Below are 13,037 nucleotides of genomic sequence, written 5' to 3'. Positions count from 1 at the left end.
AGGCGTGATGGCCCCGTTCCGAAGTGTCGCCCAGCTCGGGGTGGTGCTGGCCGTCATGGGGGCCGTGCTCGGGCCGGTGCCGCTCGGCTCGCCCGCCCCGCCGCACGGTGCCCCGAGCGAGAGGAGCGCGGCGATGGCCGGTCAGGAGCAGGAGGACTCCCGGGTGCTCGCCGGGCGGCGCATCGTCCTGTCGTACTCCGGCCCGACGCCGCCGGCCGGGGTGCTCCGGACGCTCCGGGAGGGGCGGGCAGCCGGGGTGATCCTGTTCGGCGAGAACGTCACCAGCCCGGATCAACTCGCCGAGGCGGTCGCCGAGTTGAAGCAGGCCGCGGCCGAGGCGCCGCAGCCGCGCACCCTGCTGCTGATGACCGACCAGGAGGGCGGCAAGGTCCGCCGGCTGCCCGGTGCGCCCGAACTCTCCGCCCGTCGCGTCGGATTGGCGGCGGACCCGGTCGCCGCGGCGACGGACTCCGGGGCCGGCGCCGCCCGGACCCTCGCCGACGCCGGGCTGAACCTCAACCTCGCCCCGGTGCTCGACGTCTACGACAAGCCGGACAACTTCATCGACCACCCCGAACGCTCCTACAGCCAGGACCCTGCCACGGTGGCGCAGCTGGGCAGCGCCTTCCTCACCGCCCAACAGGGTCTCGGCGTGGCCGCGACCGCCAAGCACTTCCCCGGTCTCGGCGCCGCGCCCCGGAGTGAGAACACCGACGAGCGCCCGGTCACCCTGAACGTCCCGCTGTCACAGCTCCGCGCCCGTGGTGAGGCCCCGTACCGGGCCGCCATCGCGGCGGGCGTGCGCCTGGTGATGACCTCCTGGGCGGTCTACCCGGCGCTGGACCCGGACCGCCCGGCCGGGTTCTCGCCCACGGTCGTCCAGGGCGAGCTGCGCGGCCGGCTCGGCTTCCAGGGCGTGACCGTCACCGACGCCCTGGAGGCCGAGGCGCTCGCCCCGTACGGCGGTGCCGGCGACCGCGCGCTGGCCGCCGCCCAGGCGGGGATGGACCTGCTGCTCTGCTCCGCCCGTGATCCGCAGCAGGCCGAGGACGCCACCGAGGCGCTGGCCGCCGCCCTGGACGACGGCCGCCTGGAGCGGCACGCCTTCGCCGACGCGGTGGCCCGGGTCGACGCCCTGCGGGGCTCACTGGGCTGAGCCGCGGCGGACCGCGGCGCCGTCCGGCAGCGGGCGCCGCGGTCCCGCCCGGGCGGCGGTTCGGGTGCGGTTCACCCGGGCTCAACTCGGGCGTTGCCTGAGAAGGTGCATCCGTTCGGCTCTTCGAGGGTGATTGCGCCATTGAGGCTCTGGTTTCGGACGAGGGTTCGGTTCGAAGGGCAAATCGGGGTCAGCGCATCGGAATCGCATGGCAAAGTTCCTGTCGTGCCTATGAAATGTCATATGTGCCACACCACCTGTCCCTGTCCGTCCTCGTTCCCTTCAAGGAGGAACCCATGAACCGGATCACCCGGATCGCCGCCGGCGCTGTCGGCGCCGCCGCCCTGCTCTCGGCCCCCGTCCCCGCGTTCGCCGCGGCCCCGGCCGCCGCCACCACCGCCACCACTGTCACCACCTGCGGGTACTCCAGCCTCCAGGCCGGCCTGGCCACCTATGCCTGCGCCGACGTGACCGGTGACAGCGTCGCGATCTACGGGAAGATCGGCCTGGCCGGCCCGCCGTCCCCGGGCACCCCGTGGCCGCCGGCGCCGAAGGAGCTGGTGACCCACCTGTCGGCCAACGTGGCCGGTGGGGCCTCGCTCGGTACGGTGAACGGCCGCACCGTGTTCCAGGTGTCCACGGTTCGGGTCGACGGCATCTCGGCCACCGTGCCGTGCGGGTCGACCGTGCACGTGTCCTTCGACGTCGAGGGGTTCTGGAGCGGCCAGGTGCCGGCCACGGTGGATGTGCCTGTAGCCTGCTGACGACACGTCATCGTGACTGCCGGGCCCGGGAGTTGGCAGCATCCCGGGCCCGGCGCCCGCATGCCCCGGCCGGGGTGCGACCGCACGGCGGATCGCCCGGCCGGGGCATGCCGGGTTTCGGCGCACCGTGGCGACGCACTGTGACGACTTGAAGAAATCTTCATCTGTCGCGATGATGCCTACCGGCCGCGGCATCGATCCCCGCCCGGCCGGACGACCATCGAGCCGGACCAGAGGGAGAGAGCGGACGATGCCGGTACCGCTGTACCAGGCCAAGGCGGAGTTCTTCCGCACCCTCGGCCACCCCGTGCGGATCCGGGTCCTGGAGCTGCTCCAGGACGGCCCCCGGCCGGTGCGCGAGCTGCTGGCGGAGATCGAGGTCGAGCCGTCCAACCTCTCCCAGCAGCTCGCGGTGCTGCGCCGCACCCAGCTGGTCACGGCGACGCGCGAGGGCAACACCGTGGTGTACGCGCTCAGCACCCCGGACGTCGCCGAGCTGCTGCGCGCGGCCCGACGGATCCTGACCGAGCTGATCACCGACCAGGGCGCGCTGCTCACCGAGCTGCGCGCCTCCGGCAGTCGGTCCCGCTGAGCCGCGCCCGGCCCGTCCGCCCGATCCGAGGAGAAGCACCACCATGAGCGACAGCACGAGCGACGACGGTACGAGCGAGGAGAAGCGGCGTCGCAAGGCGATGCTGATCCGCGCGGGCATCTACATCTTCGCCACGCACCTGTTCGCCGGTTTCGTGCTGCTGCTGTTCGCGCTCGGCGGGCGGAAGTAGCGCGGCGGGGACGGGCGGCTCACCGACGCGGCCCGCGGTCCGGCACCAGGTAGCGGTCGCTGGTGCTGGTCCAGGCCTGCACGCCGGCGACCAGCTCCCGGGTGCCGTCCAGGTACCAGCGCCCGGCCGGGTGGCGGTGCAGCAGTTCGCGGCGCAGCTCCTCGCTCTCCTGCCGCAGCCGCACCACCCGGGTGCGCACCGCGTGGACCGCCCGGCCGCGGGTGCAGCCGTGGGCCCGCTGGAGGGTGAGAACGGTGTTGAACGCGGCCCCGGCCTGCCGCTCCTCGCGCTTCAGTGAGTAGAGGTCGTTGATCAGTGTGGCGGCGTCGGCGGTGTTGGCGCGCAGCCGGTGCAGCGCGGGCTCCGCGTGCAGCGCGGCCGGGGCGTCGGCGCCGTGGACCCGTTCCAGTATGTTCATGAACGGGTAGAGGCAGCTGCCGTGGCGGCGCAGCCGCATGGTGTCGGTCAGGCCGAGGGCGGGCACGGCGCCGCGCGCGCGGTGGTCGGCCTCGGCGGGGAAGGTGGCCAGGCAGGCCCGCCACTCCCGGGCCGCCCGGGCGCGCCACTCGGGGGACATCGACGCCGTCTGCCGCTTCCACAACTCCCGCCAGGAGAGCAGGAGTCGGCTTTCGGAGGGGTTCGTGCCGCGGGCTCCGTCGAGGACCGCGATCAGCGGGTCGACCAGGGCGCGGGCCTCGGCGGGGTGGCGGCCGGGCGAACCGTCGAAGCAGTCGTCCAGGATGGTGAACCAGCCCAGCACGTCCACCAGGAGGTCGAGTTCGGCGCCCCGGGCGCGGGGGAAGGCGTGGCCGATCAGCTCGTGCAGCGCGTAGGCGCGGTAGCGGGGCAGCTCCGCCGGGGTGAGCAGGCCGCGGCGGAGCGCCCAGTCGGCGTGCCGGTCGGCGGCGAGGCGCAGGTCACGGGGCGGGCGGGGGCCGGCCGGAGCGGTGGTGGCCATGGGCGCCGCGGGGGCGGTCGCGTGGGTGGCGCCGGTGAACGGGCACCGGCCCGGCGGTGGCTCAGCGGGCGAGAAGGGCGCTGTGCCCTCCGGTGAGGAGGTGGCATCGCCCTCGCGGGAGGCCGCCGCGGCGCCGCCGCGCGGGGAGCGCGCGCCGCGCGGAGCGAGCCGCACCCGCAGGCCCTGCGCCTGGACCGTCGTCCACACCACCTCGCGGGCCCGGGCGCCCGGCACCGCCACCGGCCGCCAGCGGCGCAGGATCGTCGCGGCCGCGACGGTCAGTTCCGCCCACGCGAAGGCCTCGCCGATGCACTTGTGCTTGCCCGCCCCGAACGGCAGGAAGGACGGCCGCCCGGTGCCGCCGCCGTCCTGCCAGCGTTCGGGCCGGAAGCTCATCGGCTCCGGGTAGCGCACCGGGTCGCGATGCAGCGCGGTGAGGCTGTACAGCAGCTCGGTGCCGGCCGGAATGCGGTACGGGCCGAGCTCGACCGGCACCTGGGCAGTGCGCATCAGGAAGGCGTTCGGCGCGTGCAGCCGCACCACCTCCTGGGTGACGCTGCGGGTGTAGGTGAGCCGGGCCAGCGCCTCGGGGGTGGGGACGGTGCCCGCGGGCAGGTGCTCGTCCAGCTCGGCGAGGATCCGGGCCTCCACCTCGGGGTGGCGCAGCAGCTCGTCCAGCAGCCAGGTGAGCGTGGTGGAGACGGTCTCGGTGCCCGCGCCGAACATGGTGATCGCCTCGGACCGCACGTCCGCCTCGGTGAGCGGGCACCCGGTGGCCGGGTCGGTCGCGGCGCGCAGCAGGGCGGGCAGGGTGCGCCGGCCCTCCTCGGCGGTCGCGGTCGCAGCGCGGCCGTCGACGGCCTCGTCGACCACCCGGTTGAGGACCCGCACGGCGTCGCCGAAGCGCCGGTTGACGGGCAGCGGCAGCCGGGCGAGCGCCGGGTTCGGGTAGAGGGACTGGACGATCTGGCCCTTCACCAGGTCCGGCAGCGCCCGGTGGAAGGCGACGGTGGCGTCCTCGCTGAGCCGGGCGTCGAACAGCGAGCGGGTGACGATCTCCAGCGCCAGGTGGTTCATCTCCTTGGCCACGTCGAGGACTTGGCCGGGGCGCCAGCGTCCGGCCCGCTCCTCGGTGACCTGCTGCATCACGGCCAGGTACTCGCCCATCCGGTCCGGACCGAAGGCGGGCTGGACGGTCCGGCGGCGGTCACGGTGGGCCTGGCCCTCGGACATCAGCAGGCCGTCGCCGAAGGCCGTCCTGAGGGTGTCCTGGACGGCGCCGCGCGGGCAGTCGTGGGCCAGCGCGACGAGCAGGGTGTGGACCAGCCGGGCGTCGGTGACCACACAGACGGTGCGCGGTCCCAGCCGGATGCGGACCACCCCGCCGTGGCGGGCGAGGGAACCGAGGAAGCCGAGCGGGTCGCGCAGCAGGGCGCCGGCGTGCCCGAGGCCGGGCAGGGCGCCGGGGGCCAGCGGGGGGACGGCGGCGCGGGCCAGTGGGGACGGACCGGGCGTGGTTCTCGGGGGGACGATCAGCTTCCGCGTTTCGGTCAGCAGGGACATGACACTACCTCTCACCAGAGTGGCCGGTGCGGGCGATGCCGGGTGGCAGCGGTGGGCCGGCCGGGAGGCGGGGGACCGCCCAGCGCGGGCCCCGCGCGCGCCCCCGGCGGGAGGGCGCACGTTTGGCAAACGCGCCGGTTTCCCGAGCGTTGCGCCGAATGTGCGGGGATCACTCCAACGGCCGATCGGATCGACCCTTTCGTGAGTGCTCGAAGATCGGTGTTGACCTGCACGGATGCGCCCGTCCGGGTGATCCGGGGCCTGCTCGCAGGCAGGGTCTTTGGACCCTCGCCGCACGGGCGTGCGAGGGACAGCATGGTTGCGAAGAAGGAGGCACCTGATGACCCGTCTGCGCCACCGGCCGGCCCTCGACGTCCGGGTGGAGATCCGCGGCGAGCTGCCGCGGGAGGACGCCGAGTACGCCCGGGCCCGGGCGCTGGACACCGCCACGGTACTCGGACCCGACGCCCACGCGCTGCGACTGCGGCTGACCCGCTCGCGCGACCGGTCGGTGACCCGGCCCGCACTGGCCCAGGCGGACGTCGAGCTGGCGGACGTCGGCCCGGTCCGGGTTCAGCTCGCGACCGGCACCGCGCGGGAGTCCGTCGACCTGGTGCTCGGCACGCTGGCCGGCCGGGCCGGCCGACTGCGCGAGCAGGGCGACATCGGCTTCGCCGTCGCCTACGAGAGCGCCTACCGCCCGCAGTTCGCCGACCGTCCGCTCGCCCAGCGGCGGATCGCCCGGCACAAGGCGGTCGTGCTCGCCCGCCGCACCCCCGAGCAGGCCGCGCTCGAACTGCTCGCCCTCGACCGGCGGTTCCACCTCTTCGCGGACGCCGCGACCGGGCGCGACAGCCTGGTCCACCGCTGCTCGCCGAGCGGCACGGTGGAGCTGTGTACCGTCGGCACCGGCGCGGTGCCGACGCTCGACCTTGCCGAGGCGGCCCGCCTGCTCTGGATCACCGGCCGCCCGTTCGTCGACTACACCGACCCCGGTGACGGCCGGGCGCGGGTGCTCTACCGCCGCTTCGACGGCCACTACGGCCTGATAGCGCCGGTATCGGACGGCTGAATCGGGGCAGGAACCCTGTCGGCACGGGACTGACACCACGGCGAGACGACCACACCACGACATCTCCACGACAAGGGGCCGGGACCATGGACTGCGACGAGGTCATGCTGACCGTCCGGATCACCGCCGCCGAGCGCGCGCTGCTGCGTGACCTCGCACGCGGGTACGGCGGCGACGTCTCCGGCGTGGCGGTGGACGGGCTGCTGGAGGTCATCCCCGCGCTGCACGACGACGCGTGCGTCCTGCCGCTGCTGCGCGTTCTGGCCAGACCGGCGCCCTTCGCGCTCACCCTGTGGCTGCCCGCCCCGGTCGCGGACCTGCTGCCGCTGCTCGGCGAGCGGCTCGTGCGGACCGGCGGTCCCGCGGTCGGCCCGGCCAGCGCCGCGCTCTCGGCGGCCCTGCGGCTCTGGCTCGCCGGGGACCGGGTCGCCCTCGTGGCCGGGCTGGCCCGGTTGCACGGGGGCTGTGGCGCCGGCTCCGTGACGGCGGTGCGGCCCGGGGCGGGCGCGGCGGCCTTCGGAGTGGAGCCGGTGAGAGTCGCGGCCTGATCCTCCGCCGTTTCTGACGATACGTCACATGCCAAGGGGCAATGGCATGTCCGGGGCGGAAAATCTCCTGGTCAGGGCACTGGTCAGCATCCGTCGGCGGGTCTAGCATTCCGTCACGGCCGATGGAGTCACACGCCCCGGGACTCCGGCCGGGTGGCCGCCACCACCCCTGCCGGGGAGCGCACACCCCCCGAGTGCGCTTCCCGGCTCCGCCGTGCCCGGGCCGTTCCGGTGCCCCCGGCCACCGTCAGGTCGAACCGTCCCGGGAATTCCGCAAGAGGTTTCTGTTATTCCTGGTCGCCCCTTCCGCTCTCCGGAGTGTCGGAAGGCCCGAGCCCCTCATGCCACGGGCCGCGGGTCGTCGTACGAGGAGAGGGACGCGATGGGGCATCGCGGCAGGCGTCGCAGGCTCACCCGCGGGAGCGTTCCGGGCGGGAGCACGGGCTCGCCGACCGGGGCGGTCCGGGGCGATGGGGTGGGGGACAGCGGCGGACCGGCACCGCCGCCGGTCCCGGGGCGCCCGGCCGGCCCGCCGCCCACGGCGGTCGGCTGCCGGAGCCGCAGCAGCCGACCGGCGGGCCTTGCCGGAACCGGTCGCCGATGAAGGTCCGGTGAGCCGTTCGGGGTAAGGCTGTTCCTGTGAGTCCGTGAAACCGGTCGGCCCGTACGCCGGCCGAACCTTCGACCCGAGCCGCCGACGCCCGCGGGCCCCAACACCCGCAGGCCCGGAGGTCCGTCGCGCCGGGAACGGCCGCCGCCCACCCAGGGGCGGTCGTTCCCGGCGCCGGCCGTTCCCCGCGTCCCTGCCCCCACACCGCCCCGAGGACCCTCCCGCATGCGAACCCGCCCCCACCTCGCCGCCCTCGCCCTCGCCGCCGCGGCCCTGCTGTCCGCCGCCTCACCCGCCGTCGCCCACGGTGACAGCGTCCACCTGGACGTCACCGGCCAGCAGAACGGCCGCGTCAGCACCCTCGCCACCTGGGAGGACGACCACGACCCGGTGACCGGTGAGTTCGCCGGCACGCTCTCGGCGACGGCCTCGGACGGCCGCACCGTCGGCCCCTGGCGCCTGGTCACCGCCCCCGGCCACCCGGGGACGTACACCACCCGGGAGATCCTGCCCGTCGGGCACTGGCGGGTGACGGTGGACTGTGCCTTCCCCGGCCCCGGGCACGGGGAGCGCGAGCTCGACGTCGACACCGTCGTGGTCACCGACCCGGCGTCCCCGGGGACGGGAGGCCCGGCGCTGTCCGAAACCGCTCCGCGGTCCGCCGAGGTGACCCCTGCCCCGCTCCGGGAGACCCGCCCCGCGGCGGGGACCACCGCCGCCCCCGTCTCCGCCCGGGAGGCCGCGCCCGGCCCCGTCCACGCGACCACCTCCGACGCCACCACCTGGGCGGCCATCGGCACCGCCTGCGCGGCCGTCGTCCTGGTCGCCACCGGGCTCTGGATGCGCCGCCACCGCGGCTGAGCCGCCCGGTACCGCCCGCCCGGTTCGCGGGGACGACCCGGTCGCGGAACCGGCCGGGTGCGGGCCGACGTCTCTTCCGGTCACCGAGCGCCACCGGGCGCCCGGACGATCGCAAGGGAGCATCCGCGTATGAAGAAGGTCCTGATCACCGGTGGTGCGGGATTCATCGGCAGCACCGTGGCCTCCGCCCTGCTCGACCGGGGGATCACCCCGGTCGTGCTGGACGACCTCTCCCGGGGGCGGGCCGAGTTCGTCGCGGACCGGATCTTCTACCGGGGCGACATCGCTGACGCCGCCCTGCTCGACCGGATCTTCGCCGAGCATCCCGACATCGACGCCACCGTCCACTGCGCCGCGAAGATCGTCGTACCCGAGTCGGTGGCCAAGCCGCTGTACTACTACCGGGAGAACGTGGCCAAGACCGTCGAGCTCCTGGACGCCCTCCAGCGCCACGGCTGCACCCGGGTCGTCTTCAGCAGCTCCGCCTCGATCTACGCCCCCACCCCGGACGCCCGGGTGGACGAGAGCAGCCCGGTCGACGCTGGCAGCCCGTACGCGCGCACCAAGCAGATGATGGAGCAGGTCCTCCAGGACTGGACCCGGGGCGAGGACGCCGGGCGGCAGCGCGTCATCGCCCTGCGCTACTTCAACCCGATCGGCGCCGACCCGCAGCTGCGCACCGGCCTCCAGGACCTCCACCCCACCCACGCCCTCGGCAAGCTGATCGAGGCGCACACCACCGGCACCCCGTTCACCGTGACCGGCACCGACTGGGCCACCCGCGACGGCTCCGGCATCCGCGACTACGTCCACGTCCAGGACCTCGCCGAGGCGCACGTCGCGGCGCTGCTCCGGTTCGACGAGGTGATCGCCCCGGGCGTGGCCGACCGCTACCGTGTGATCAACGTCGGCACCGGCGACGGGACCACCGTGCGGGAGCTGATCGCCGCCTTCGAACAGGCCGTCGGCACCAGTCTCCAGGTGCGGGAGGCGGGGCCGCGGCCCGGGGACGTGATCGGCTGCTACGCCGTCGTGGACACCGCACGGGACCTGCTCGGCTGGCAGCCGCGGCGCGGCCTGGCCGAGGGGGTCGCCGACGCGCTGGCCTGGCGGAGGATCTGGTCCGCCCGGCTCGGCGTCAGCTGACCGCCGGGATCGCTACTTGACGGCCTCGCCGGACTTCGACCAGTTGTCGCGCAGCCGGTCGAGGTAGGACTGCGCCTGGGAACCGATCTTGACGCCCCGGGCGAAGGCCAGCATGTTGCCCGCGCCCGCGTTGTAGCCGAGGGCGACCAGTTCGTCCCGACTGAGCGACACGCTCGGGCGCGCGGGCAGTTGCGCGGCGAGGTCGTGCAGGTGCCAGGCGGCCGCCTGGACGGCCAGGTTCCGGTCGTCCGGGAGCTCCTCCCACTGTCGGGAGGCGAAGGGGCGGCCGGGCTTGGTGTCGTCGAAGGCGGCCCGGTGCATGTTGGCGATGCCGAACGAGGCGTCCGGCTTGTTGCGCTGCCAGGCCCGTTCGAGCTCGGGGTCGTGCGGCTTGTACGACTCGTTGTAGAGGATGGCCATCAGCAGCTGCGGGTTGACGCCGGCCTCGGCGGCGTACTGGCGCACCGGCGCCGCGTAGTCGGCCGGCTCGTACGGGCCCGAGGGCTTCGAGGGCTTCGACGGTTGCGCGGAGGAACCGGCCGACGGCGCGGCGCCCGAGGAGGGGCCGGAGGGGGCGGCGGTGGTCGGGGAGGGGTCGGTGGAGGCCGTTCCGTCGTGTCCGGTGCCGCGGACGAGACCCAGTCCGGCCACCACCACGACACCGATGACCAGCCAGCGCCCCAGGCCGGACCCCTTCTTCTCCTCGCTCACCGCTGCCGCCCCTCCCCGTTCGCCCGTGCGCTCGTTCGACCGCCGTGCGACTGATCGTGCCCTGCGGCAGGTTACTCGGTGGGCTTCCGGTCGCCGTCGAGGTTGCGCAGGAAGTCCTTCGCCTTCTCGACCCCGGTGTCGATCTGCCCGCTGTACTTGCCGTCCGTGCGGTCGTCGATCGCGTCGCCGACCTTGTCCAGGCCCTGCCCGATCACGTCGCCGTGCTCGCGGGCGAGGTCGGTGGCCTTGTCCGCGATGTTCTTCAGACTCTCAAACATGGTGACGCTCTGCTCCTCTGATGCGTTCCTGATGGTGTGCCGACGTGGCGGGGATCATGACCATCCTAACGACGGGCCACCGGACGGTCCGTCGCTGCCGGGTGGCGGCGGATGACTTTGCTGAAATGGGTTTGTATGCTCCGGACCATCTTCTACAGCGATGTAGAGACTGGATCCCCACCAGGACCGATGGCGTCCCGGCACGCGCGGCGGTGCGATCGCGCCGCCGCAGCCGCAACGATCGAGGGAAGTGCGCATGGCCGGTCAGCGGGCGAGAACGCCGTACCAGGACGCGGGACCGCGCACCGAGGACCGTGCCCTGCCCGCCCAGCGCTCCCGGCCGGTCGGCGCGGGAGCCGCGGACGCACCCGGGAAGGTCACGGGCACCGGGGTGCCCCGGCAGGTCCGGGCGCCGCGCCCCGGCGCCGCCCGCCGTCGCCAGCAGGCGCGCCGGCGCTGCGGGGCGGCGGCCGCGCTCTCGGCGGTCGGGCTGCCACTGCTCGGGGCGGTCGCGGACGAACTCGACGGGCCGGGCGTCGGCCTCCTCTTCGCGGTGGGCTCGGTGCTCGGAACGGCGGCCGCGGCGGTGCTGTGCAGCCGGGCGGGCCGGTGGTGGGTGGTGACGGCCGCCCCGGTCGTGGTGCTGCTCACCGCCTCGGGCGTCGAGTACCTGGCGCACCCCGGGAACTACCAGGGCAAGAACCTCGGCACCGGCGTGCTGCGCTGGGTGGTCGGGGCGTTCCCGGTGATGGCCGCGGCCGTGGCGGTGGCGCTCGCGGTGGTCGCGGTCCGCGCCGTGGCGGCCCGCCGCCGGGCGGTGCCGGAGCGCCGACGAACCGGCAGGACGCCTGCCCCGGCCGGAAGGAGCCGCCGTGGCTGAGCGCGGCAACAGCCGTACCGGCGGCCGCGGTCGGCGCGGCCCCGTCCCGCGCCACGGCGCCGCCCCGCTGACCGTCGCCGGGCGCACCCTGGCCTGCACCGTCTCGGCCACCGTGCTCTGCGCCAGCGGCTTCACCTGGTACGAGTACCGCAGCCTGGACGACGGCATGATCAAGTCCACCGCGCTGAGCGAGGCCAGGAAGAACGCCCCGCCGCACCTCGACAAGTCCGTCAACCTGCTGCTGATCGGCCTGGACAGCCGCAAGGACATGGACGGCAACGCCCTGCCCAAACAGTTCGTGGAGGCCGAACTGCACGCCGGCTCCAGCGAGATCGGCGGGTACAACACCAACGCCCTGATCGTGCTGCACATCCCGGCCGGCGGCGGCAGGGTCTCCGCGCTCTCCGTGCCGCGCGACGACTACGTGCAGACCGTCGGTGCGGACGGGAAGATGCACAAGATCAAGGAGGCGTACGGCATCGCCAAGGTGGCCGCCGAGCAGAAACTCGCGGGCAAGGGGCTCTCCAGGGCGGAGCTGGAACGGCAGAGCCGCGAGGCCGGCCGCTCGGCCACCATCCAGACCGTGCAGAGCCTCCTGGACATCCCGATCGACCACTTCGTGGAGGTGAACCTGATCGGCTTCTACGACATCGCCAAGGCGGTGGAGCCGATCCAGGTCTGCCTCAACCACCCGGTGGACGATCCGATCACCGCCCGGACCGCCACCCACGAGGGCGGTGGCACCGGCCTCAGGCTCCCGGCCGGGATCAACTCCCTGAACGCCGCGCAGGCGCTCTCCTTCGTCCGCCAGCGCCACCACCTCACCAACGGCGACCTCGACCGCACGCACCGGCAGCAGGCGTTCCTCTCCTCCGTCGAGTACAAGCTCAAGCAGCAGGGCATCCTGAACGACTTCGGGCAGATGCAGAAGCTGTTCGCGGTGGTGAAGAAGGACGTGGTGATCGACAACGAGTGGAACATCCTCGACTTCGCCCAGCAGACGCCCAACCTGACCGGCGGCAACGTGGAGTTCAACACCCTGCCGATCAGCGGGTTCAAGACGGTCGGCGGGCAGCAGGTCAACACCGTCAACCCGGACCTGATCAGGAAGATCGTCCGGCAGCTCTTCAACCACGAGCCGGTGGTGGCCGTTCCGGCCGCCACGCCGGGGGACGCGCCGGGCGAACCGACTCCGTCGCCCTCCGCCACCCCGAGCGTGGCGGCCAGGGCGGTGGTCGACGTCAACGCGGCCGCGGGGGCGGGCGCGGCGGCCAACGAGTCCACGGCGCTGGCCGAACTCGGCTACCAGGCGGGCCGGTTCGGCGACGCCCCGGCCAGGACCAGGGCCACCACGGTCGCGTACGGGTCCGGGGCCAAGGCGGACGCGCAGCAGCTCGCCGCCCGCTACGGGGTGAACGCGTTCTTCTCGACGACGGTCCCCGCGGGCCGCATCCTGCTCACCCTCGCCGTCTCCCGGTCCCCGAGCCCGACGGCCGTGCCGTCAGCCGCCGTGCCGTCAGCCGCCGTGTCGTCGGCCGCCGTGCCGTCAGCCGCCGTGTCGTCGGCCGCCGTGCCTTCGGCCGCCGCCACGGCGGCCGATCCCTCCGCCGACCCGGCGGGAGGGCTGCCGATGCAGGGGCCGGCGGTGAAGGCGGGCGGGATTCCCTGCGTGGACTGAGATCCCCGGAGGTGGGGCGGTCGGTCCCGC

At 74.3% G+C, this 13,037-nt stretch carries 13 protein-coding genes; 10 read left to right on the top strand and 3 right to left on the bottom strand.

The window, feature by feature from the left end; translation table 11 throughout:
* The first annotated feature begins 7 nt into the window (after positions 1 to 7).
* The 4 genes from ACIRRH_RS15930 to ACIRRH_RS15915 all read left to right on the top strand — a co-directional run bounded on the left by ACIRRH_RS15930 (position 8) and on the right by ACIRRH_RS15915 (position 2,702).
* A complete protein-coding gene (locus tag ACIRRH_RS15930) occupies positions 8 to 1,156 on the top strand; it encodes a glycoside hydrolase family 3 N-terminal domain-containing protein (RefSeq protein ID WP_403067033.1) in 1,149 nt (382 codons plus the stop codon).
* A 296-nt stretch (positions 1,157 to 1,452) separates the two neighbouring features.
* Complete coding sequence (locus tag ACIRRH_RS15925) at positions 1,453 to 1,920, top strand: hypothetical protein (RefSeq protein WP_403067031.1); 468 nt, start codon at positions 1,453 to 1,455, stop codon at positions 1,918 to 1,920.
* Positions 1,921 to 2,170: 250 nt separating this feature from the next.
* Entirely contained in the window at positions 2,171 to 2,512 is a 342-nt protein-coding gene (locus tag ACIRRH_RS15920) for an ArsR/SmtB family transcription factor (RefSeq protein WP_403067029.1), read from the top strand.
* 43 nt (positions 2,513 to 2,555) lie between these two features.
* On the top strand, positions 2,556 to 2,702 hold the full coding sequence (locus tag ACIRRH_RS15915; RefSeq protein ID WP_363387484.1) for a DUF6126 family protein: 147 nt from the start codon (positions 2,556 to 2,558) through the stop codon (positions 2,700 to 2,702).
* Positions 2,703 to 2,721: 19 nt separating this feature from the next.
* Here ACIRRH_RS15915 and ACIRRH_RS15910 read toward each other — a convergent pair whose 3' ends face one another.
* Complete coding sequence (locus ACIRRH_RS15910) at positions 2,722 to 5,223, bottom strand: cytochrome P450 (RefSeq protein ID WP_403067026.1); 2,502 nt, start codon at positions 5,221 to 5,223, stop codon at positions 2,722 to 2,724.
* 340 nt (positions 5,224 to 5,563) lie between these two features.
* Here ACIRRH_RS15910 and ACIRRH_RS15905 point away from each other — a divergent pair, with 340 nt between their 5' ends.
* The 4 genes from ACIRRH_RS15905 (at position 5,564) to galE (ending at position 9,460) form a co-directional block, all read left to right on the top strand.
* Positions 5,564 to 6,295: a sigma 54 modulation/S30EA ribosomal C-terminal domain-containing protein gene (locus ACIRRH_RS15905; protein WP_403067024.1), complete on the top strand. Its 732-nt coding sequence runs from the start codon at positions 5,564 to 5,566 to the stop codon at positions 6,293 to 6,295.
* 86 nt (positions 6,296 to 6,381) lie between these two features.
* Positions 6,382 to 6,843 (top strand): hypothetical protein, encoded by a 462-nt coding sequence (locus ACIRRH_RS15900; protein ID WP_403067022.1) that lies wholly within the window; start codon positions 6,382 to 6,384, stop codon positions 6,841 to 6,843.
* Between the two features lie 835 nt (positions 6,844 to 7,678).
* Complete coding sequence (locus tag ACIRRH_RS15895) at positions 7,679 to 8,314, top strand: hypothetical protein (protein WP_403067020.1); 636 nt, start codon at positions 7,679 to 7,681, stop codon at positions 8,312 to 8,314.
* A gap of 129 nt (positions 8,315 to 8,443) precedes the next feature.
* Entirely contained in the window at positions 8,444 to 9,460 is a 1,017-nt protein-coding gene (galE, locus tag ACIRRH_RS15890; protein ID WP_403067018.1) for a UDP-glucose 4-epimerase GalE, read from the top strand.
* A 12-nt stretch (positions 9,461 to 9,472) separates the two neighbouring features.
* Here galE and ACIRRH_RS15885 read toward each other — a convergent pair whose 3' ends face one another.
* Together ACIRRH_RS15885 and ACIRRH_RS15880 are read right to left on the bottom strand one after the other, a co-directional pair.
* Complete coding sequence (locus ACIRRH_RS15885; protein ID WP_403067016.1) at positions 9,473 to 10,171, bottom strand: transglycosylase SLT domain-containing protein; 699 nt, start codon at positions 10,169 to 10,171, stop codon at positions 9,473 to 9,475.
* A 71-nt stretch (positions 10,172 to 10,242) separates the two neighbouring features.
* Positions 10,243 to 10,449, bottom strand: a complete 207-nt coding sequence (locus ACIRRH_RS15880) for an antitoxin (RefSeq protein WP_363387466.1) — start codon at positions 10,447 to 10,449, stop codon at positions 10,243 to 10,245.
* A 256-nt stretch (positions 10,450 to 10,705) separates the two neighbouring features.
* Here ACIRRH_RS15880 and ACIRRH_RS15875 point away from each other — a divergent pair, with 256 nt between their 5' ends.
* Together ACIRRH_RS15875 and ACIRRH_RS15870 are read left to right on the top strand one after the other, a co-directional pair.
* A complete protein-coding gene (locus ACIRRH_RS15875) occupies positions 10,706 to 11,329 on the top strand; it encodes a DUF6542 domain-containing protein (protein ID WP_403067014.1) in 624 nt (207 codons plus the stop codon).
* Complete coding sequence (locus ACIRRH_RS15870) at positions 11,322 to 13,007, top strand: LCP family protein (RefSeq protein ID WP_403067012.1); 1,686 nt, start codon at positions 11,322 to 11,324, stop codon at positions 13,005 to 13,007. Before ACIRRH_RS15875 ends, ACIRRH_RS15870 begins: the two co-directional genes overlap by 8 nt.
* Positions 13,008 to 13,037 lie beyond the last annotated feature (30 nt).

Source organism: Kitasatospora sp. NPDC101235 (assembly GCF_044767505.1).
Lineage (GTDB): Bacteria > Actinomycetota > Actinomycetes > Streptomycetales > Streptomycetaceae > Kitasatospora.
Note: the sequence above shows the minus strand (reverse complement) of the source record. Positions and strands in the feature narration are given on the sequence as shown.

What these genes read in the sequence shown, in the direction of transcription:
- ACIRRH_RS15930 (WP_403067033.1), top strand. Translation starts at nt 8, where the DNA reads ATGGCCCCGTTCCGAAGTGTCGCCCAGCTCGGGGTGGTGCTGGCCGTC.
- ACIRRH_RS15925 (WP_403067031.1), top strand. Translation starts at nt 1,453, where the DNA reads ATGAACCGGATCACCCGGATCGCCGCCGGCGCTGTCGGCGCCGCCGCC.
- ACIRRH_RS15920 (WP_403067029.1), top strand. Translation starts at nt 2,171, where the DNA reads ATGCCGGTACCGCTGTACCAGGCCAAGGCGGAGTTCTTCCGCACCCTC.
- ACIRRH_RS15915 (WP_363387484.1), top strand. Translation starts at nt 2,556, where the DNA reads ATGAGCGACAGCACGAGCGACGACGGTACGAGCGAGGAGAAGCGGCGT.
- ACIRRH_RS15910 (WP_403067026.1), bottom strand. Translation starts at nt 5,223, where the DNA reads ATGTCCCTGCTGACCGAAACGCGGAAGCTGATCGTCCCCCCGAGAACC.
- ACIRRH_RS15905 (WP_403067024.1), top strand. Translation starts at nt 5,564, where the DNA reads ATGACCCGTCTGCGCCACCGGCCGGCCCTCGACGTCCGGGTGGAGATC.
- ACIRRH_RS15900 (WP_403067022.1), top strand. Translation starts at nt 6,382, where the DNA reads ATGGACTGCGACGAGGTCATGCTGACCGTCCGGATCACCGCCGCCGAG.
- ACIRRH_RS15895 (WP_403067020.1), top strand. Translation starts at nt 7,679, where the DNA reads ATGCGAACCCGCCCCCACCTCGCCGCCCTCGCCCTCGCCGCCGCGGCC.
- galE (WP_403067018.1), top strand. Translation starts at nt 8,444, where the DNA reads ATGAAGAAGGTCCTGATCACCGGTGGTGCGGGATTCATCGGCAGCACC.
- ACIRRH_RS15880 (WP_363387466.1), bottom strand. Translation starts at nt 10,449, where the DNA reads ATGTTTGAGAGTCTGAAGAACATCGCGGACAAGGCCACCGACCTCGCC.
- ACIRRH_RS15875 (WP_403067014.1), top strand. Translation starts at nt 10,706, where the DNA reads ATGGCCGGTCAGCGGGCGAGAACGCCGTACCAGGACGCGGGACCGCGC.